At 67.7% G+C, this 20,058-nt stretch carries 18 protein-coding genes; 9 read left to right on the top strand and 9 right to left on the bottom strand.

The window, feature by feature from the left end; all coding sequences use genetic code 11:
* The first annotated feature begins 437 nt into the window (after positions 1-437).
* From AC0IXR_RS13475 to AC0IXR_RS13455, 5 genes are all read left to right on the top strand, one after another.
* Positions 438-2,351 (top strand): autotransporter assembly complex protein TamA, encoded by a 1,914-nt coding sequence (locus tag AC0IXR_RS13475; RefSeq protein ID WP_471761085.1) that lies wholly within the window; start codon positions 438-440, stop codon positions 2,349-2,351.
* Positions 2,352-2,455: 104 nt separating this feature from the next.
* Complete coding sequence (locus AC0IXR_RS13470; RefSeq protein WP_471761084.1) at positions 2,456-6,823, top strand: translocation/assembly module TamB domain-containing protein; 4,368 nt, start codon at positions 2,456-2,458, stop codon at positions 6,821-6,823.
* Positions 6,824-6,969: 146 nt separating this feature from the next.
* On the top strand, positions 6,970-7,626 hold the full coding sequence (locus AC0IXR_RS13465) for a DUF47 domain-containing protein (RefSeq protein WP_056433851.1): 657 nt from the start codon (positions 6,970-6,972) through the stop codon (positions 7,624-7,626).
* A 5-nt stretch (positions 7,627-7,631) separates the two neighbouring features.
* Positions 7,632-8,639, top strand: coding sequence for an inorganic phosphate transporter (locus tag AC0IXR_RS13460; protein WP_056433847.1), 1,008 nt, complete (start codon positions 7,632-7,634; stop codon positions 8,637-8,639).
* 386 nt (positions 8,640-9,025) lie between these two features.
* Positions 9,026-10,702 carry a methyl-accepting chemotaxis protein gene (locus tag AC0IXR_RS13455; RefSeq protein ID WP_471761083.1) on the top strand — a complete coding sequence of 559 codons (1,677 nt, stop codon included), beginning with the start codon at positions 9,026-9,028 and terminating at the stop codon, positions 10,700-10,702.
* 99 nt (positions 10,703-10,801) lie between these two features.
* On the opposite strand, the gene AC0IXR_RS13450 is transcribed toward AC0IXR_RS13455, so the two are convergent.
* Both AC0IXR_RS13450 and AC0IXR_RS13445 read right to left on the bottom strand, forming a co-directional pair.
* Positions 10,802-11,176 carry a hypothetical protein gene (locus AC0IXR_RS13450; protein WP_471761082.1) on the bottom strand — a complete coding sequence of 125 codons (375 nt, stop codon included), beginning with the start codon at positions 11,174-11,176 and terminating at the stop codon, positions 10,802-10,804.
* A 90-nt stretch (positions 11,177-11,266) separates the two neighbouring features.
* Positions 11,267-12,889: an ABC-F family ATP-binding cassette domain-containing protein gene (locus AC0IXR_RS13445; RefSeq protein ID WP_471761081.1), complete on the bottom strand. Its 1,623-nt coding sequence runs from the start codon at positions 12,887-12,889 to the stop codon at positions 11,267-11,269.
* A 246-nt stretch (positions 12,890-13,135) separates the two neighbouring features.
* Here AC0IXR_RS13445 and AC0IXR_RS13440 point away from each other — a divergent pair, with 246 nt between their 5' ends.
* The 3 genes from AC0IXR_RS13440 to AC0IXR_RS13430 all read left to right on the top strand — a co-directional run bounded on the left by AC0IXR_RS13440 (position 13,136) and on the right by AC0IXR_RS13430 (position 14,441).
* Positions 13,136-13,636, top strand: a complete 501-nt coding sequence (locus tag AC0IXR_RS13440; protein ID WP_471761080.1) for a peptide deformylase — start codon at positions 13,136-13,138, stop codon at positions 13,634-13,636.
* Positions 13,633-14,061, top strand: a complete 429-nt coding sequence (locus AC0IXR_RS13435) for a hypothetical protein (protein ID WP_246747972.1) — start codon at positions 13,633-13,635, stop codon at positions 14,059-14,061. Before AC0IXR_RS13440 ends, AC0IXR_RS13435 begins: the two co-directional genes overlap by 4 nt.
* 77 nt (positions 14,062-14,138) lie before the next feature.
* Positions 14,139-14,441 (top strand): hypothetical protein, encoded by a 303-nt coding sequence (locus tag AC0IXR_RS13430; protein ID WP_471761079.1) that lies wholly within the window; start codon positions 14,139-14,141, stop codon positions 14,439-14,441.
* A 394-nt stretch (positions 14,442-14,835) separates the two neighbouring features.
* Here the strand turns inward: AC0IXR_RS13430 and AC0IXR_RS13425 are convergent, their stop codons facing one another.
* Both AC0IXR_RS13425 and AC0IXR_RS13420 read right to left on the bottom strand, forming a co-directional pair.
* Entirely contained in the window at positions 14,836-15,045 is a 210-nt protein-coding gene (locus AC0IXR_RS13425) for a hypothetical protein (RefSeq protein WP_056433825.1), read from the bottom strand.
* A gap of 159 nt (positions 15,046-15,204) precedes the next feature.
* On the bottom strand, positions 15,205-15,498 hold the full coding sequence (locus AC0IXR_RS13420; protein WP_461227144.1) for a hypothetical protein: 294 nt from the start codon (positions 15,496-15,498) through the stop codon (positions 15,205-15,207).
* A 137-nt stretch (positions 15,499-15,635) separates the two neighbouring features.
* Here AC0IXR_RS13420 and AC0IXR_RS13415 point away from each other — a divergent pair, with 137 nt between their 5' ends.
* A complete protein-coding gene (locus AC0IXR_RS13415) occupies positions 15,636-16,325 on the top strand; it encodes an MFS transporter (protein WP_471761078.1) in 690 nt (229 codons plus the stop codon).
* A gap of 69 nt (positions 16,326-16,394) precedes the next feature.
* On the opposite strand, the gene AC0IXR_RS13410 is transcribed toward AC0IXR_RS13415, so the two are convergent.
* From AC0IXR_RS13410 to AC0IXR_RS13390, 5 genes are all read right to left on the bottom strand, one after another.
* Complete coding sequence (locus AC0IXR_RS13410; RefSeq protein WP_471761077.1) at positions 16,395-16,871, bottom strand: DUF2934 domain-containing protein; 477 nt, start codon at positions 16,869-16,871, stop codon at positions 16,395-16,397.
* Between the two features lie 84 nt (positions 16,872-16,955).
* The gene (locus AC0IXR_RS13405; RefSeq protein ID WP_056433811.1) at positions 16,956-17,216 is read right to left on the bottom strand and encodes a hypothetical protein; all 261 of its coding nucleotides are present in this window, start codon (positions 17,214-17,216) and stop codon (positions 16,956-16,958) included.
* Between the two features lie 119 nt (positions 17,217-17,335).
* On the bottom strand, positions 17,336-17,743 hold the full coding sequence (locus AC0IXR_RS13400) for a hypothetical protein (RefSeq protein ID WP_018043878.1): 408 nt from the start codon (positions 17,741-17,743) through the stop codon (positions 17,336-17,338).
* Positions 17,740-18,141, bottom strand: coding sequence for a hypothetical protein (locus tag AC0IXR_RS13395; protein WP_471761075.1), 402 nt, complete (start codon positions 18,139-18,141; stop codon positions 17,740-17,742). The genes AC0IXR_RS13400 and AC0IXR_RS13395 overlap by 4 nt, the downstream gene beginning before the upstream one ends.
* A gap of 552 nt (positions 18,142-18,693) precedes the next feature.
* Positions 18,694-19,875: a tyrosine-type recombinase/integrase gene (locus AC0IXR_RS13390; protein WP_471761074.1), complete on the bottom strand. Its 1,182-nt coding sequence runs from the start codon at positions 19,873-19,875 to the stop codon at positions 18,694-18,696.
* Positions 19,876-20,058: the final 183 nt, after the last annotated feature.

Raw genomic sequence — 20,058 nt, 5'->3', positions numbered from 1 at the left:
AAGGTCCGATAGGTGAAAGTTAGGGTGCCTGCGATGTTCAGACAAGGCTCCCGGCCGTTCCGGGTTCCCGTCGAGGTGCGCGATTTCCATCCTTCCCCGGGGCCGACTGAACGAAGGGCTGCGGCACCGGCCGAGATTGCCCTCGTGGGTGGTGCGGTCTAGGCTTGCCACTCTGCGACATGAGGCGAGGAACGACCTTAACGACCCGGTGAGGGGTCGTCACGGAAGGTTGACCGGCATCGAAGCGGGGGCGGGATGACGGAATCGACGGCTGACGGACGAACCTTTGCGGGCATACCGTTGCAAGGGGCGAGAGCGGACCGGTCCGAATCACGGGCGGGCCGTGTTTCGTGACGTCGAACACGCGTGACCTAAAGGGCAGAGGCCTGAAACACGGCTGCGCGGGCGTGGCCATGGCCGTCCTCGGCGGCGTGTCGATGAGCACCTTAGCCGCCTCCCCCGCCATCGCCTTCGACCTGTTCGGTATGTTCGGTTCCGAAGAAGAGCCGCCGGCACCGAGCGGCGAGACGCTGCCCTATTCGGTGAAGTTTCAGGGGCTCGAGGATGACGACGTGCTGCAGGCTCTGCAGGACACCTCCACGCTCTATCGCCTTCGCCAGGACGCTCCGCCCGACGGCGAGGGCATCGTGCGGCGTGCGGAGGCGGACCTTCGCCGCCTGTCAGACGTGCTCTCCGGCTACGGCTATTACCAGGGCAAGGTCGCCATCCGCATCGATGGCGTCGAACTGACGGGCGAGGCCTCGGTGGCGGCTGCGGCGCGTGCCGCCGAGGGCGGCCGGAACCGGGCCTTGGTGCCCGTGAAGATCGTCGTCGATGCCGGCCCGCTCTATAAGCTCCGCACGGTGACGGCTTCCGATCCGCGCGGCAACGATTTCCCGTCCGAGGTGCTGCCCGAGCGTTTCACCCGGGTGGGTGACGACGTCCCCGCACGCTCGGCCACCGTGCTCGCCCGCGAGGCGAAGATCGTCGACCGCTTCCGCGCGCTGGGCCATCCTTTCGCCAAGGCGGTTTCGCGCGATCCTGTGGTGGATGACGAGGCACACGTCATGGATGTGCGCTTCACCATCGATCCCGGGCCGATCGCGGGGCTGGGCGAGGTCGCCGTGCGCGGTACCACCGGCATCGACCCGGCGGTGGTGCGCTCCTTCATCTATAGCGAGCCGGGCGATCCCTATTCGCCCAAGGCCGTGGCCGACATTCGCCGGTCCGTCGCCAAGGTGGAGGCCCTGGGTTCCGTCCGGGTACGCGAGGGCGAGGCGCTCGACGCGCAGGGCAACCTGCCGATCTTCGTCGACGTGACCGAGCGCGACCGTAACCTGATCGGGGTCGCGGCCCGCTTCTCCACGGTCGATGGCCCGGGCATCCGTGCCTATTATGCCAACCGCAACCTGTTCGGCGGCGGCGAGACTCTGCGGCTCGATGCCGACATCTATTATCTCGGTAACGACCTCTACGCTGCGCAGCGCAAGGCCGCCGGGATCGATTCGAACGGGCTGGGCGGCCGGATCTCCGCGACCTTCGTCAAGCCGGCTCTATGGGGCACGCGCAACGATCTCGTGGCCAATGTCTTCGCGGGCCGCGAGGCCCAGCAATCCTACGTCTCGGACGCGGCCGGCGGTACGATCGGCATCCGGCACCGGTTCTCCGACACGTTCTACGCGCAGATCGGCGTCGACGGTCAGGCGGGCCGCTCGCAGGACGCGCTCGGCAAGGTCGATTACCGCCTCGTCGGCGTGCCGCTGTCGGTGGCCTACGATTCCACCGACAACCTGCTCGACCCGACGCAGGGGTTCCGGGCCACCGCCTCGGTGACCCCCTATGCCGGATTCCTCGGCTCGGATCCGTCGATCTTCGTCGCCAAGGCGCAGGGCTCGACCTACTACGCCATCGACGACGAGGCCCGCTACATCCTCGCCGGCCGCATCGGCTTCGGTTCGATCTCGGGCGCGAGCCTCGAGGACATTCCGGCCAATATCCGCTTCTTTGCTGGCGGCGGCGGCTCGGTGCGCGGCTTCCCCTACCGGACACTGGGCCCGCGCGGGCCGTTCAACCTGCCGGTGGGCGGGCGTAGCCTGCTCGAAGCGTCGGTGGAGGCGCGGGTCAAGATCACGGACACGATCGGGATCGTGCCGTTCTTCGACGCCGGCACCGCCTTCGAGGGCAGCCTGCCCGATTTCGAGGAGCGCATCCGCTACGCGGCGGGCCTCGGTCTTCGCTATTATACCGGCATCGGCCCGATCCGCGTCGACGTGGCGTTCCCCCTCGACCGCATCAAGGGGAACCGCGAACGTCCCGTGGCCCTGTACATCAGCCTGGGGCAGTCGTTCTGATGGAATTTTTCGGACGGGTTATGGTTCGGTGCGCATCGACCCTCCCCCCTCTGCGGGGGAGGGTGCCTGCGGAGCAGGCGGGAGAGGGGCCGACCTCTCCGGACATGGCGCTCCCCTCTCCCGACCCGCTTCGCGGGCCACCCTCCCCCGCAAGGGGGGGAGGGAGAACGCGCGTCATCGTGGCGATCGTCTCTCTGACCGTCTGCATCGCCGTTCCCGCGACCTACACCCGCGCCGACGACGGCGAGAAGACCGTCCTCGGCGGGTTGTTGTCGAAGGCTTTGTCCACGCCGGGCTCCCAGGTGTCCATCGGTGCCGTGGACGGGGCGCTCTCGTCGAACGCCACGATCCGCGACGTGGTGATCAGCGATCGCAACGGTCCCTGGCTGAAGCTCGACAAGGCGCGCCTCGTCTGGAGCCGCCTCGCCCTCCTCTCCGGCCGGCTGCAGGTCGACAGCCTGGAGATCGGCCGCCTCGAAGTGCTGCGCCGTCCCCTCCCCGCCCCGGTCTCGGCGACGCCGGAGCCCGATGGCTCGCTGCTTCCCGAGTTGCCCGTGAAGGTGGAGATCACCGCCTTCAAGCTCGCCGAGCTCGTCCTCGGCGAGACCGTCGCCGGTCAGCCGGCACGCCTGTCCGCCGAGGGGAAGGCCAAGCTCGGCGCGCCGTCCGAAGGGCTCGACCTCGACCTGTCCGTGCGCCGCCTCGACGCCACCGGGCAATTCGTCGCCCGCCTGCTCTTCGTGCCTAAGGGCGAGAAGCTCGAGGTGAAGACCACCCTGGTGGAGGCCGCCGGTGGCCTCCTTTCCAAATTCGCCAATCTCCCCGGCGAGCCGCCGATCAACCTCGATCTCGACGGGCGCGGCACCCTCGATGCCTGGAACGCCCGGCTCGATTTCGATGCCGGCCCCGATCTCGGCGCCAAGGGCACGGCCCGCATCGCCCGCGCCGGCGCCGACCGCTCCCTCACCCTCGACCTCTCCTCGCGGATCGAGGGGCTCCTGCCCGGCCCGGCGGCTGCGATCTTCTCCGGCACCACCAAGCTCGACGGCGCCCTGCGCTTTGCCGATAACGGCGCGTTCGGCATCGACCGCCTCGCGCTTGCCTCCCGCACCGCCCGCCTCGACGCGTCGGGCGGCCTCACGCCCGAGCGGGTCGCCGACTTCACCATCTCGGCCCGCGCCGTCCCCACCGATGGCAGCGTCACCAAGGCGGCCAATGCCGAGCTCGACACCCTCGTCTTCGACGGGACCGTGAAGGGGCCGATCGCGCGGCCACGGGTGAACGGCGACCTCAAGGCGGCGGGCCTGCGCGCAGACGGCAACGTCCTCGAGCGGATCGCCGCCAGCCTCGCCATGGAACCCACGGGCGGCGATCCCAGCGCCACCCGCTTCGCGCTCCGTGCGGATGCCAATGTGGAGGGGTTGAAGCTCGCCGACCCGGCCCTGCGCCGGGCGGTCGGATCGCGCGGTGCCTTCAGCTTCCGGGGCACGCTCCAGCCCGATGGCGTGGTCGATGTGGCGGCGTTCGATCTCGACGCGCCCACCGCCACGCTCTCCTATGCCGGCCGCGTCGGCCAGAACACGCTCACCGGCACGCTGAAGGCGGGTCTCGCCGATCTCTCGGCCTTCTCCGATGTGGCCGACCGGACCCTGGCCGGCAGCGTCGCCGTTAAGGCGAACTTGAGCGGGGACCCGGCCCGCAAGGCCGTGACCGCCGATGTGGATGCGACGACACAAGGGCTCGTTCTCGGCCTGCCGGCCCTCGACCGGCTCCTGGGCCGCGAGCCGCATTTCTCGGGCAGGCTTTCCCAGGTTTTCGATGGGTACAGCTTCGATGGTGTGAAGCTCGACGGCGCCGAGATGGTGGCCCGGCTGGAGGGCAAGGCCACGGCACGCCTCGCCGACGCCAAGCTCCTCGTGGACGTGAAGACCCTCTCGGCCGTCGATCCGCGCCTTGCCGGCCGCGCCCTCCTCGACGGGCGGCTCTCCGGAACCCTGGAAAAGCCGGACCTCACCGCCACCCTCACCGCTGCCGACGGACGGGCGCTCGGCCGCCCGATCCGGGACGTGCGCGTAGCCGCGGCGCTCAAGGACCTCACCGGGGCGCTCGATGGAACGGTGGCGCTGGGCGGCGAGATCGGCGGCAAGACCCTGCGCGGGGACGTGCATCTCGCCCGCTCGGGCGCAGATTGGTCCCTCGACCGGCTCGCGGTGAATCTCGGCTCGGCTACCCTCGCCGGTAAGGCCGCCGTCGATGCGGCCACCCTCCTCACGCAGGGCAGCGTCATGCTCTCGGCCGCCAATCTCGACGATCTGTCGCCGCTCGCCCTCACGCCGCTGGCCGGAAGCCTCGACGCGACCGTCGCCCTCTCGCGCGATGGGGGACGCCAGGACGCGTCGGTGAAGGCCAAGGGCGCCTCCCTGCGCTCGGGTGAGATCGGCCTCGCGCAGCTCGACGCCGACCTCACCGGCCGCGATCTCCTCGCCCATCCCGTGGTGGACGGCCGGGTCAATGCCGACCGGGTCATCGCCGCCGGCGAGTCCATCGACACCGTGCGCCTCCTGGCCGTGGGGTCGCCCAATGCCAGCGACATCACCCTCACCGCCAAGGCGCGAGGTTTCGATCTCGACGGGGCTGCCCGGCTGGTTCCGGCCGAGGCCACGCGGATCGAGCTGTCGCGCTTCTCCGCGTCACGCGGCAAGGATCGTCTGGCGCTGGCTGGTCCCGCCACGATCACCCTCGACCGGGGCTCGGCCGTCATCGACGGTCTCGTCATCGCCGCCGGTACCGGGCGGGTCAGCCTCGCCGGCCGCGCCGGATCGAATCTCGACCTGAAACTCGGCATCCGGGCGCTGCCGTTGGCTCTTGCCCGGATCGCTTCGCCGAGCCTCGCCCTCACCGGCACCCTCGACGGGGACGCCGATATCCGCGGTACCAGCGCGCGGCCGGAGGGGCGCTATGCCCTGTCGGTGGCGAAGCTGGTGACCCCGGAGACACGCAAGGCCGGCCTGCCGCCCATCGACGCCAAGGCGAGTGGCACACTGGGCGACGGCCGCGCCGGGATCGAGGGCCGGGTCTCGGCCGGTCGCGGCGCCGAGCTGACCCTTGCCGGCTTCCTGCCCGTCTCGGCGGGCGGACCCATCGCGCTGAAACTGCGCGGCACCCTCGACGCGGCCATGGCCAACAGCCTGCTCAGCGTCGGCGGTCAGCGGGTCGCCGGCCGGATCGCCCTCGACGGGGGCGTCTCGGGCACCCTCGACGCGCCCCGTGCCGAGGGTGCCGCCACCCTCTCCGGCGGCAGCTTCACCGATCCGCTCCAGGGCATCGCCCTCAAGCAGATCGAGGGCCGCGTCACCGGGCGGGGCGATACCCTCGTGGTGGAGCGCCTGACAGCGCAGACCCGGAACGGCGGCGGCCTTCAGGCCAGCGGGCGCGTGGCCCTGGACCCGAATGGCGGGTTCCCCGGCGCGTTCAAGATCACCGCCGAGCGGGCCGAGCTCGTCTCCAGCCCCATCGTCACCGCCACTGCGAGCCTCAACCTCGCCCTGAGCGGTCCTTTGGCGCGGACGCCGAAAGTGTCGGGACGGGTCGACCTCGTCTCCGTCGATGTGACGGTCCCCGATCGGCTGCCCGCGACCGTGCAGCCCCTGCCCGGCGTGCGCCGGGTCAATACGCCCGCCGACGTACGGGTGCGCCTCGATGCGAAGGCCGACCGCAAGGCGAAGGTCGCCGCATTGGGCAAGCGCAGGAAGGCGCCCCCGCCCTTCGACGCCACGCTGGACGTGGCCGTCCATGCGCCGAACCGCATCTTCGTGCGTGGACGCGGAATCGACGCGGAACTCGGCGGTGACCTGCGCCTCACCGGCACTTCGCGCGACCCGGTGGCGGTGGGCGATTTCGCCATGCGTCGCGGGCGCCTCAGCATCATCGGTCAGCGCCTCGATTTCACCCGCGGCCGCCTGGCCTTCAACGGCGAGCTCGCGATCCCCGATCTCGACTTCCAGGCCGAGACCAAGGCCGCCGAGGTCACCGCCCGCGTCGCCGTGACCGGCCCCGCCAACCAGCCCGACTTCGTCCTCACCTCCGACCCGTCCCTGCCGCAGGACGAAGTGCTGTCGCGGCTGCTGTTCAAGAAGGCGGCCGGGGGACTCTCGCCCTTCCAGGCGCTCCAGCTCGCCCAGGCCGTGTCGCAGCTCTCCGGCGGGGCCGGCGGCCCGGACGTGTTCGAACAGGCCCGCAAGGGGCTCGGCCTCGACAGCCTGGACGTTTCCACCGGAGCCAGCGGCGGTCCGGCCCTGGGTGCCTCGCGCTATCTCAGCGACCGTCTCAGCGTCGGCGTGAAGGCGGGCGCCAAGCCCCAGGATACCGCTGCCACCGTGGATTACGACGTGACCCGTCGCATCAAGATCCAGGGCGAGGCCGGCAGCGACGGTCGCACCGCCGTGGGGGTGGGCGCCGAATGGGAATATTGATGGGGTCGGAGCGAATGACCGGCACCGGAGCGGCCTCGAAGACGTTATCGGCCGGCAGGACTCTCAGGGCCACGGTCACCTGACGGCTGACATAGCCTGCGGCGCCGAGCGGAGAGTGCCCGCCACATCGGGAAGGGGCACGCCGAATGATGGGCTGGTTTCGGGCCTTGATGCCGCGGGAGGATCGCTTCTTCGACCTATTCGAACGCCATTCCCAGACCCTCGTCGCGGGAGCGGAGGCACTCCAGGGCGTCCTGAAGGGCGGCGACGGCGTGCCGCGCTACTGCCAGGTGATCGTCGATCGCGAGCACGAGGCCGACGCGATCACCGCAGAGGTTCTGCTCGCGGTCCGGCGCAGCTTCATCACCCCCTTCGACCGCGGCGACATCAAGGATCTGATCCAGTCGATGGACGACGCCATCGACCAGATGAACAAGACCGTGAAGACGATCACCCTCTACGAAATCCGTTCTTTCGACCCCCTCATGCGCGAGATGGGCGACACCGTGCTCGAGGCGGCGCGTCTCACGGCCGAGACGATCCCCCTGCTCAACGCCGTCGGCACCCATGCGGGACGCATCAACACCCTCACGGAGCGCATCACCCGCGTCGAGGGCCGCTCGGACGAGTTGCAGGAGCGTGGCCTCAAGGCTCTCTACCGGGCCCATCGCAAGGATGGCGGCGACGGCGACACCATGGCCTACATCATCGGCGCCGAGATCTACGGGCACCTGGAGGATGTGGTCGACCGGTTCGAGGACGTCGCCAACGAGATCAGCGGCATCGTGATCGAGAACGTGTGACGGGCATGGACGCCGCCTCCCTCGCGCTGCCGGCGCTGGCCGGCCTCATCGCCGTCGCCCTGTTCTTCGACTTCCTCAACGGCTTGCACGACGCGGCCAATTCCATCGCCACCATCGTCTCGACGCGGGTGCTGCGCCCGCAATACGCGGTGCTCTGGGCGGCGTTCTTCAACTTCATCGCCTTCCTGTTCTTCGGCCTCCATGTGGCGCAGACCCTGGGGACCGGGATCGTCGATGCCGGGATCGTCGATCCGCGCGTCATCCTGAGCGCGCTGGTCGGCGCCATCGCCTGGAACATCGCCACCTGGGTGCTCGGCATTCCGTCGAGTTCTTCGCATGCGCTGGTGGGCGGCCTCGTCGGGGCGGGCATCACCAAGGCGGGGTTCGACGTCGTGGTCTGGTCCGGCCTGTCGAAGACGATCGCTGCCATCGTGCTGTCCCCGCTCGTGGGGTTCCTGCTCGCCCTCCTCCTCGTGCTGATCGTGTCCTGGACCTGCCGGCGCGCCACGCCCTTCGGGGTCGACCGGAGCTTCCGGCTCCTGCAATTCGTCTCGGCCTCGCTCTATTCCCTCGGACATGGCGGCAACGACGCCCAGAAGACCATGGGGATCATCGCTGTGCTGCTCTACTCGCAGGGGCATCTGGGGAGCAGCTTCCACGTTCCCCTCTGGGTGGTCCTGGCCTGCCAATCGGCCATGGCGCTCGGGACCCTCTTCGGCGGCTGGCGCATCGTCCACACGATGGGCTCGAAGATCACCCGCCTGAACCCGATGCAGGGCTTCTGCGCCGAGACGGGTGGCGCAATCACCCTGTTCCTGGCGACATGGCTCGGTGTCCCGGTCTCGACCACGCACACCATCACCGGCGCCATCGTCGGCGTGGGCGCGGCCCGCCGGACCTCGGCGGTCCGTTGGGGCATTGCCGGGAACATCGTCGTCGCCTGGGTCCTGACCCTGCCCGCCGCCGCCCTCATCGCCGCATGCTGCTACGTCCTGACGGGCTGGCTCGGCTGAGCGATCTTGCCCGGCTCGCCTGGAGCCATGATGCCGCGAACCTCCGCGCGAGACCCTTCTACTCGTGGTCGAGGGAAATCAGGCACGCCTCACACTACCGCTGCTGCGTCGATATTGGTGGTCAGTTGTGATGCTCGCGAATACTGAAATAAGTTTCGCGGTAAGGTTTTCGCGAGTTGGACGTGACAATACATGTTTTGTCGTTATTCAAGTCATCGGTGGGGCGGGCAGAGTTTTTATTTACGTAAATTTGAATACGCGATCGTTCAAGCGGAGCGAATATAAATCAAATATCGATGAACTATATTTCATACAAGTAGTTATAAAATATTAAATAAGACTCTTTATTCGGTTATTATCATTGTATCGTTGGGGGAGTATAAGTCATGCGATTGTCGATCAAGGCCGTACTGATCGGTCTGTTCAGCATCGTCGTTTCGATTTCGGCAGCGCAGGGCTTGGTGGCCCTATACAAGCTTCAGGACATCGGCACGAAGATTGCCGTTCTGGTCGACAATGCCGTGCCGTCGGTGACCCAGGCCGACAAGATCAATCGTCTGGTGCTCCGGGTCCGCACGTCCCAGCTGCGCTACCTGACCGCTCCCAACAGCACCATCGAGCAGGCCGATCTCAAGCTTGCGAACGAAATGATGCTGGAGCGCAACAAGTCCATCGAAGACTACAAGTCCCTGATCTCCGGAGCGGAAGAAAAGGCGATCTATGAGGATCTGATCGCCAAGATGGAGATTCTGAAGGCCGATTGGGGAAAGCTCCGCTCCATGCGCGAGACCGACAGGGACCAGGCGCTGAGCTTCTTCCGCGAAGGCAACCACGCGAATTATCGGGCGGTCGCCGACGCGGCCACCCGTCTGGTCGAGATCAACGTGGTAGCTGCCAACGCCGCCGGAGAGGCGGCGCGCAGCCAGCAGGCCGAAGCGATCCGGATCTCGATCATCATGCTCACGGTCTGCATCGTGATGGCCGTCTCAGCCATGATCTTCTCGTTCCTCGGCGTTGCCCGCCCGATCGAGCGCATGACCCAGGCCATGCGTCACATCGCCGGCGGTGACGAGACGACCGCCGTTCCGTCCATGGGCCGCCGCGACGAGATCGGCGAGATGGCCCAGGCGGTGGAAGTGTTCCGGACCAACCTGATCCGCACGCGTCAGCTCGAAGGGGACACGGTCCTCGCCCGGGCTTCCGCCGAGGAGCAGCGCCGTGCTGGAATGCGCAAGATGGCCGAGGATTTCGAGACGGCCGTCGGCGGCATCATCGGCATGGTCTCCTCCTCCGCCACCGAGCTTCAGGCCACGGCGCAGGCCATGACGGTGACGGCGACGCAGACCGCGTCGCAATCCACCACCGTGGCCGCCGCAGCCGAGGAGGCCGCCGTCAACGTGAACACCGTCGCTGCCGCTGCCGAGGAACTCGGCACGTCCGTGCAGGAAATCGGCCGACAGGTCTCGAGCTCCGCCACTCTCGCACAATCCGCCGTCACGGAGGCCGACACCACGGCCGGCCTCGTGCAGGAACTCAGCGGTGCCGTGAGCCGGATCGGGGATGTCGTGAGCCTGATCTCGACCATCGCCAGCCAGACCAACCTGCTCGCCCTCAACGCCACCATCGAGGCCGCGCGCGCCGGTGAAGCGGGCCGGGGCTTCGCGGTGGTCGCCGCCGAGGTGAAGGAACTGGCCAACCAGACGGCCCGCGCCACGGAGGAGATCTCCCAGCAGATCGGCCACATCCAGGGCGCCACCGGTCAGGCGGTCTCGGCCATCGGTTCGATCACGATGCGGATCCGGGACATCAATGCCGTGGCGACTGCCATCGCGGCGGCGGTCGAGCAGCAGAGCGCGGCGACGCAGGAGATCGTGCGCAACGTCTCGCAGGCCTCGGCCGGTACCAACGAGGTGACGAGCAACATTGCCGGCGTGGCCAGTGCTGCCGAAGAGACCGGAGCCGCCGCGAGCCAAGTGCTCGGAGCCGCTGGCGAACTCTCTCAGCAATCCGAACATCTCACCGGAGAAGTGCACCGCTTCCTCGCCACGGTGCGGGCCGCCTGACCCGATTCCACCGCGTGGACCTACAAACGGGTCGGGCTCGCGGGAGCCTGGCCCGTTCTCATGTCGACCGTCCGGGTTCACCCCCGGAGGGCGAAACCCTCACCGTCCGTCGGTTACCCTCTGTCCCGTCTCGCCGTAGCCGAGCCTGGCTCCCTGGCGGTTGACGCTTCCGAAGCGCAGGACGGCCTGTTCGAGGTAGTCGATCGCATCGATAAGGGCATCCCGCGCGGCCCCGACCGCCTCCTCGCCGTCCTCGACCGGTGTCTCGGCGAAATTGACGGCGGCGATGAGAACCCGGTCGCGTTCCTCTTCGATCCGGCGGTCGCGCTCGACATGCCCACGCACGTCGGCATCGAAGGCCTCGATCACCGCCCAGGGCAATGCGTCCTTCGACGACGATCCGTCGAAGGCGCGGGCCTTGCGCCGGGCCTGTGCCGCCGCCGCCCTGACGATGTCAGCAAGTTTGGCATCCATGGTCGGTCTCCTGGGGTGATCGGGTTCGAGGCGCTTTCGTTACCGTGCATCCCCTCGCCCCGCCCGCGGTGAGAGGGGGAAACCAGCCGCTCAGCTCCTCAGCCCCGGTGCCTCCTGGCCGGTGCGCGCGACGTATTCGGTGTAGCCGCCGCCATATTGATGGATGCCGTCGGCGGTGAGTTCGAGGACGCGGTTCGACAGGGCGGCGAGGAAGTGCCGGTCGTGGCTCACGAACAGCATCGTGCCCTCGTAGTTCGCGAGCGCCGTGATGAGCATCTCCTTGGTGCCCATGTCGAGGTGGTTGGTCGGCTCGTCGAGGACGAGGAAGTTCGGCGGGTCGAACAGCATCTTGGCCATGACCAGCCGGGCCTTCTCGCCGCCCGAGAGCACGCGGCATCGCTTCTCGACATCGTCGCCGGAGAAGCCGAAGCAGCCGGCCAGCGCCCGCAGGCTCCCCTGGCCCGCCTGCGGGAACGAGCGCTCCAGGTCCTGGAACACGGTGAGCTCGCCGTCGAGGAGGTCCATGGCGTGCTGGGCGAAGTAGCCGAGCTTGACGCTTCCCCCCACGGCGATGCTGCCGTCGTCGGGCGGGGTCGAGCCGGTCACGAGCTTGAGCAGGGTGGATTTGCCGGCACCGTTGATACCCATCACGCACCAGCGCTCCCGGCGGCGGATCGAGAAGTCGAGTCCCTCGTAGATGGTGCGGCTGCCGTAGCGTTTGTGCACGTTCTTGATGATGACGACGTCGTCGCCGGAGCGCGGCGCCGGCTGGAACTCGAACGCCACCGATTGCCGGCGCTTGGGGGGCTCCACCCGCTCGATCTTGTCGAGCTTCTTCACCCGGCTCTGCACCTGTGCGGCGTGGGAGGCCCGCGCCTTGAAGCGCTCGATGAACTTGATCTCCTTGGCGAGCATCGCCTGCTGGCGCTCGAACTGCGCCTGCTGGTGCGTCTCGTTCAGGGCCCGCTGCTGCTCGTAGAAGCCGTAGTCGCCTGAATAGGTGGTGAGTGTGCCGCCGTCGATCTCGATCACCTTGGAGACGATGCGGTTCATGAACTCGCGGTCGTGCGAGGTCATCAGCAGGGCGCCCTCGTAGTTCTTGAGGAACGCCTCGAGCCAGATCAGGCTCTCGATGTCGAGATGGTTGGACGGCTCGTCGAGGAGCATCACGTCCGGGTTCATCAGGAGGATGCGGGCCAAAGCCACGCGCATCTTCCAGCCGCCCGAGAGCTTGCCGACGTCGCCGTCCATCATCTCCGGGGAGAAGCTCAGCCCCGCCAGCACCTCGTAGGCACGACCTTCGAGGGCGTAGCCGTCGAGCTCTTCGAACCGGGCCTGGACCTCGCCGTAGCGCTCCACGAGCGCATCCATCTCGTCCATCCGGTCGGGATCGGCGAGGCCGGCTTCGATCTGCTTCAGTTCTGTGGCGACCACGCTTACCGGGCCGGCCCCGTCCATCACGGCGGAGACGACGGAGCAGCCCGACATCTCGCCGACATCCTGGCTGAAATAGCCGATGGTGATGCCCCTGTCGGTGGCGACCTGACCCTCGTCGGGCTCCTCCTCGCCGGTGATCATCCGGAACAGGGTGGTCTTGCCGGCGCCGTTCGGCCCCACGAGGCCGACCTTCTCGCCCTTCTGGAGCGCGGCGGATGCCTCGATGAAGACGATCTGCCGTCCGTTCTGCTTGCCGATTTTCTCGAGGCGGATCATGCGCGCATCGTTGTCCTGAGATCTGTCCCGCGGCCTTACGGCATGGCGCGCGGAAGCGGAAGGCGGGGCACCACGGGCACGATCCGCGAGGCACGGCTTCGCTGTCGCGGATGGGTGCCCCGGCCGAACCCGAGCCCAGATGCCGCGAGGGCCTTGCTTGGACAGCGCCGGGCCGATCGCGTATCCACGCATCGCCTCATTCAAAGGGTATTTGCCGAAGCTTCTCTGCCGAAGGTCCCCTACCCCGTGCCGGTCCAGTCGCTGATCCTCTACCCCGATCCACGGCTGCGTCTGCGCGCCGAACCGGTAAGCGTGTTCGACGAGGACCTTCGCCGCGATGCCGCGGATCTCGTCGCCGCCCTCGCCCGGGTTTCGGCCATCGGCCTCGCCGGGCCACATGTGGGGTGGTTCGCCCGCGTAGTGGCTTTGCGGCTCGAGCCCGGTACGCCGGCGACGATCTACGTCAATCCGGAGATCGTCTTCGCCTCACCCGAGACGGAGCCTCAGACCGAGGGCAGCGTCTCGATGCCGGGCGTCTCCGACATCGTGGAGCGGGCGGCGCGGATACGCCTTCGCTATGCCGATCTCGACGGGGCCTGGCATGAAATCGAATCGGAGGGGTTCGAGGCGGCCTGCCTGCAGCACGAGATCGACCAGCTCGACGGCATTTTCTGGATTGAGCGCCTGTCGCGGCTTCGTCGGGACCGTGCGGTGAAGCGCTACGCGAAGGCGAGGCGCGCAGCATGAGGCGTGGATCCCGTTCCCGCCCACTGGCGGCCTTGTTCCTCGCAGCGATAGGGGCGGCGCGCGCCGAAGCGCAGCCGGCCAAAGCTCCGACGCCCCTGCCGTCGTCGGCGGCCCTGCCCTCCGCGCCGGCGATTGGCTGCCCGTCATTGGCCAATCTGCGTCTTCTCCTGCGCCAGTCGGAAGGTGACCTCAAGAAAGCGGCCGCGACCCTGGCCGATCCGAAGGCCGACCACCTGAGTTGCAATCTTCTCGGACGTGATACGGTCAATGCCATCACGGACCATGCCGCCCTCAACGGCAACGAGTACGACTGCGTTGGCATCACCGGAACCAGCATCTGTTCCTGGACCATCGCCGGAACGGTCGTCCCGGCCGATCCGGCGCGAGCGGTCAAAAAGGCGCCGCCCCCCAAATCCAAGCGCTGACGGCGCGGCATGGCGGCGGGCGATGCCGCAGCGCGCCCTATATCGCCTCCGGTAGAGCGAAGCCGGAGATCCACACCATGAAGCTGTCGCAACGCCGGGGAATCGCTCTCCTGTCGATCATGACGGGAGTGGGCATGGCGGGAACGACCCTGGCCGGCGCCGGCTCGATGTCGGCGAGCGAGGTGGTCGCCTGCGATACCTTGGTCAACCTGCGGGTCTTGATGGGGCAGGCTCGGGCCGATCTCGGCGACCATCCCGGCTGCCGCCGAATCGCCCGCGATCGTGTCGGCGCACCGGAACACCGCGCCATGATCGGCGGCGCTCCGTTCGAATGCCTCGCGGTGAGGGACGAGCCCTCCTGCCTCTGGATCAAACCATAGGGAGTCGTGCCGGAGGGAAGCGGATATTCGGCACCTAATACCGATGCGCTTTTCCGACGAACCGCCCTACCTTAGCCGCAACGAAGGGGGGTAAACTCATGGGTGAAACTACCGGATCATGCGGTGGAGAATCGGCTGGCCGTCGAGGACGCCGCATCGCCTGCATGGTCGCTGTGGGATTGTTGGGATTGGTCTCGCAGGCTCGAGCAGAGGCCCCGATCAAGAGCCCGCAGGATGCAGCCTGCCGTAACGAGGCGCGTGCGAAGGTGTTCGTCACGCCCGATCCGGGTGGGATTGGGCTCTACGCGGTCGGCCGGCAGATCTACATGACTTGCATGGCGCGTTCCCAGCCACGCTCCGCACGTCGGCGGCGATAGGCTACGTCTGCCGACGATCAGACGCTGCGCGGTGCGCCGATACGCGCCCGCAGGCGCAGGCGCAGGTTCTCGTTGGCCGTTGCATCCGCATCGACGGCGAACATCAGCCGCAGAAGCCGGCTGATCGGGGTCGTGCCGTCTTGAACTGCGGCCTCGACCTGGTCCTGGAGCGCCATCCGCTCATAAGGACGCTGAGAATCGAAGCTCGACTGGGCCTGATGCGCCATGGTCTGCGTTCCGTCGCTCGGGATCACTTTTCCCCGGGCGGTTCGCTACGCGAAGACGTCCGCCTCCGCCAGTCCCTTTCGCCGACTATTCATAGCCGGCGGCCGGTTCTGACGCATTTGTGTCATGTGTGGCTTGCAGAGCGGTTCCAGACTGGACCCTCAGCGCGGGACAATGTGGAGACCGTCATCGGGCAAGAGGTTGCGTGCCGGCCCGCCGGTCTGCTGGCCACGGCCCTGCTGATAATAGGGCAGTTCCGGCCGGCGGTCGTTATCGCTGCCGGAATCGTATTCCCAGGCCTGGTTCCACGGCGCCCGGCCACCCACCGTGATGCCACCGGTGGAGTCGATGTCCCGCACCACCGGACGATCCCGATAGGGACCGGAACCGGCCTCGGCGGCAAAGGGAGCCGCCATCATCGTCAGGGCGAGCAAGGCGGAAAAGGCGGTCTTCATCACAGGCCTCGGAAGCACTGGCCGGGATCCGGCGCGAATCGATCACGTGATCCTATAACAGCAAAGGTTGTCGCGACGTTCCGCCCATCCCATCGCTGCGCCATGGGAAGGGCGGACCAGAACGGAGAGGATCTCCATTGGTTCTGCCCGACCTGTCCCTACGCTCTCAGCATTTCCCCGACCCAGATGCCGCGCTCGACATGGTCCGTTTCATCAGGCGTTCGGGCATCAACACGGCCTACCATCTGGGAGCCTGGGCCTGTCACCTGCGTCATCCCGGCCTGCCGCTGCTCTTCGCCACCGGGTTCCTCGTTCTCGGCGTCTTCGTCGCGACCTTCAACGACCTGACGTTCCGGCTGAGTGCCCTGCCCTACGGCCTCAACCAGGTCCAGATCAGTCTGGTCTTCGCCGTGTTCCTGTTCGGGGTGATGTCATCCTCGACCGCAGGCTCCCTGGCGGACCGGTTCGGTCGTGGTCCTATCCTCGCCTCGGGGATCCTGATCATGCCGGTGGGCATCGCCCTCACGCTGCTGCCCTCGCTTCCCGGCATGATCGTCGGCGTTGCGGCGGTCACGGTCGGGTTCTTCGTGGCGCGTTCGGTGGCGAGCGGCTGGGTCGGTCGGATGGCGACCGAGTCCAAGGGCCATGCAGCGTCCCTGTACCTTCGCGCTGACTATCTCGGTTCGAGCTGCCTTGGTTCGGCCGGCGGATGGTTCTGGACAGCCCAGGCTTGGCCGGCTGTGGCAGTGTTCAACGTAGTCCCGCTCGCGCTCGCCATGGTGGCGGCCGCGCTTTGGTGGTGGAGCGAGCGACGGCGCGCCGCCTGAATCACAAGGTACAAAAAAGAAGCCCGACGCCCGGCGAGGGGCGGCGGGCTTGAGCGGAGCCGCTTGCCGTCAATGCACGGTCGCGGCGGATTCCATCGGCGCCACGGCGCGCGGCTTCGTGGCGCGGAGCGGCTTCGTCGCCGTGGAGCTCGATGCAGTCTTGGTCGCGGCAGTTTTGGTCGAGGCGGCCTTGGGCGCCTTGGGCGCGGCCGGTGTTTTGGCAGAAGCAGCCTTGGCCGAAGACGATTTGGCGCTGGCCGTCCTGGTCTGGCGCGGCGCGGTCTCGGACGCCTGGACCACGGCCTTCTCGGCGACGGCCTTGGCGGCGGTGCTCCGCGAGGCGCGGGGTTTCAGGGTCTTGGCCGGGCTCGGTGCCAGGCTGAGATCGGCGGTCACGGGCTGAACGTAGACCGGTGCGGAAAGGCTCGCCGCGCGCAACTCGGCCTCGGCCGTCAGCCAGTGATCCTCGGCGCGGCCGAACACTCGGCCCTCGCTTTCCCAAATGTCATAGGCGCGCTCGCGCACCAGCTGCTCGAAGGGATTCATTCGCGCTCTCCTCGTGGGTGGTGGCCCCGATGGAAGCGGAGGTTGGTTAATGCTCGGTTAATGTCGCCCCGCGGCCAGGGCGTCTCAGGCTTGCGAGAGGCGTCGCGCGTTGGCGCGGACCTTTCGGCGGTATCCCGTGACCACCTTCTGCGTGGAGACCCCGGTCGCGATCATCATGGCAGCCTCGCCGGCCGCCATGATCTTCTCGCTGACCATACGCTGAGCCTCGATCTGCGCGGCCGGACCGCCCAGGGAAAGCTTCGCGAGACGAAGGCCGATCACCTGCTGCGATTCCATCGCGAGCAGGGTCGCGTCCATGCCGAGCTTCCACCACGCACCGAACATGTCAGTCCTCTCCACGCCGATGGGCGCAATGGCCGCGCTTATGCCACGCGGCTCGCCATGGTCGAAACGGGCGGCTCTGTCGAACCGACGTCACGGATGCACGATTCCGTGAGCGCGTCTCAATCGAAGGAGCGCGACTTCGCAGAGGACCCGCCGAGGCTGATCTTCTTCGGGGCCGAACCGCCGCCGAGGCTGATCTTGCGGGGCGGCGGCGGGGCGGCGGGGTTCGGAGCCGCGGGCCGTGCGGATTTCATCTGCGCCTGGCCATGGACCACCGAGCCGATCTCGCCCGCGACACGCACGAGGTCGTCCCGCTCGCAGGCTCGGGCGACAGAGAGGCCGAGCTGATGCATGTGGCTCTTGCCGTAGAGATAGACGGCAAGCTTGGCGCGAGTGGTGGGGGGGATTTCGGCGAGGATCTCGGGCAGGTCCTCGGGCTCGGCACGGTAGACCGCTCCGAGCAGGTCGAGGGAGACCGGGCAGGCGGGATCCGGCTCGGCGCCGCTGGTGGGGTGCGACTGGGTCATGGAATACCTGTCTGGCTCGTGGATGTCTGGGCGAGTGTGTGGGCCGGAGCCGTGTCGGCGGCGGGCGGTGTCGTCTGCGTCCGGACGACGGCGTCCTCCGGGCGCGGTTGAGGATTGGGCCGCGCCGGCCGCTCCGGCTGCAGACAGCCGCTGCAGACGGAGGCGATCGCGATGCGGGCGCGGCGGTCGGCTCGCTCCCACACCGCTTCACGAGCGGCCCGGGCCCGTGCCACTTCCTCCGCCGATGGCATTCCCCCGCTGGCGCCGATCTCGGCCGGAGCGGCGTCGGGAGGCCTGATTCTCAGGAGGAGCGGTTCCTGGGCCAGAACGGGCGATCCTGCAAGGGCGCAGGCGAGAGATGAAGCGGCGAGCCGGCAAGCGAGGATCGTGCGGCCCATCGGCTCCTCAATCGGATCGGCAGACCCCTGGTCCGTCGGGGAACGATCGTCGGCCTAGGGTTAACATGACCTTAACGCGAAGACGACCTTGCCCCATGGGAGTCTCCATTCTCATCCAACACCGCTGTGCCCCGCCTTCGACCCCACAGCCCGAATCTCATCGCTGCGCATATGTCGGAGGGCCTGCCGGTCGCCGAGGGATGAATCTCGACCAGCGACGGTCGGCGTCTGGAGCTTCGCTGACAGGACGACAAAAGCCGATCCGGCTCTACACCACCCGTCAATATCTGAACCGTCCGGCATAAACAGGCTGCCCGGAACGGATACCGCACGCCTCGATCGCGCAATGACGGGAGAGGGCCAACCAGCGAAAATCCGTGATCTTCGGACTCCCCACGGCTGGACGAAGCCCCCTCTTTCCTTTTACGGGATAGGCGTGGGGCCTGTAGCTCAATGGTTAGAGCCGACCGCTCATAACGTCCGGCTTTGCTTAAAAAGCCAATGAAATCAACGACGGTCGGCTACGAATATACTGCAACGTTCGCGTTCGGTTCACGCTAATCTGTAGCGTTCCTGTAGCGCACCCGCTTTGCGCCCTGCCCCGCCCATCGCAGAGACGGCCTCGCCCATGTGGTCCGGGTGATGGTGAGCGTAGTGGCGGCGCAGGACCTCCTCACCCATCCCCGAGAAGCCTGCGGCCTCATAGGTCGGGACGCCGCACTGCATCATGTGCGTGATCGCCGAATGGCGCAGGGTATGCGGGCTCACGCCCTCGCCCAACCCGGCCAGCTCGACGGCATTCGCGAACCCGACCTTCACGCGTTCGATCGGCTTGCCGCGCCATTCCACGACGTAGCCCGAGGCGTCGGGGCCGGCGAGGCGCTGCCACCGGCGGAGATGCGCCAGGATACCCTTCGGCAGGCGGACGGGCGGCTGGCGCTTGTTCGTCGCCTGGGCGCCCTCGCGCAGCCGGTAGAAGATCCCGGCGTCCAGATCGAGATAGGAGCGGCCGGCGGCGGCATGCCAACTCGCCGTCAGTGCTGCCCCCGGTCGGCTTCCGGTCGTGTAGGCAAGCAGGACGAAGCGCGCGAGATGGCGCATCGTGTGGCGCCCCTTCGTGGTGTTGCCGGTCTTCCGCTTACCGTCGGCGTCGATGCGATCACCCTCCCGGGCACGCCACATCGTCCAGACCAAGTGTGCGATCTCGGAGCGCGAGAGCCAGCGCTCGCGGGCGTCCCCGCGCTTCGGGAGCGCCACCTTCACGATCTCGCGGTGGTAGCCTTCGCGGTGGTGATGACCGATGGCGGCCGACAGGTCCTGAAGATCCCGACGGGCACCGCCTGGTGATCCCCTCGACGCGGTATAGGCTCGGCAGGTCGCTCCCGTGACCTCGGCGAGCGAGCGATTCCCCCACCATTCATTCAGCCGCGCGATGCGGCGGGCGATCCGGGCGACGTCGGGGTGAGGCTTCACGACGTCGGCGGTGTAGATACTCAGGACGTCGGCGATCTTGATGGAAGAGAGACCACGTTCCGTGCGCGCCGGCCTGTGGGACGCGCGGAGGTAATCGGCGAGGGCTTGATGAGCCCCTGCAACATCGTCTGGAGCGCATCCTGTGGCGTGCACTTTGGCGCCGTCTCGGATGACCCATTTCGAGGGTCGGGTGACGCGGCCGGTGGCGTCGCAGCGATCGGGGACGAGGTAGAGTCGAGCGCCTTTGGCTGGACGTGGCATTGGCGTTTCATGTCCTCGATGGCGCGGAGCGTCGTCCAATCCTTCCCCGCAATTCGCATGATCGCAAGCCGACCGCGAGCAGCTTCTCGGCGCAGGCCGGAAACCGTCATGCCTCCGCTCGGGAAGGCGATCTCTGCCGCTGCGGCGAGCCGGAGCGGCGTGTGTTCGGTGATCCCGCTGGCG

It is taken from the genome of Methylobacterium sp. AC832 (assembly GCF_979256025.1).
The sequence above is the reverse complement of the archived record's forward strand: the minus strand, read 5'-3'. Positions and strand labels throughout refer to the sequence as shown.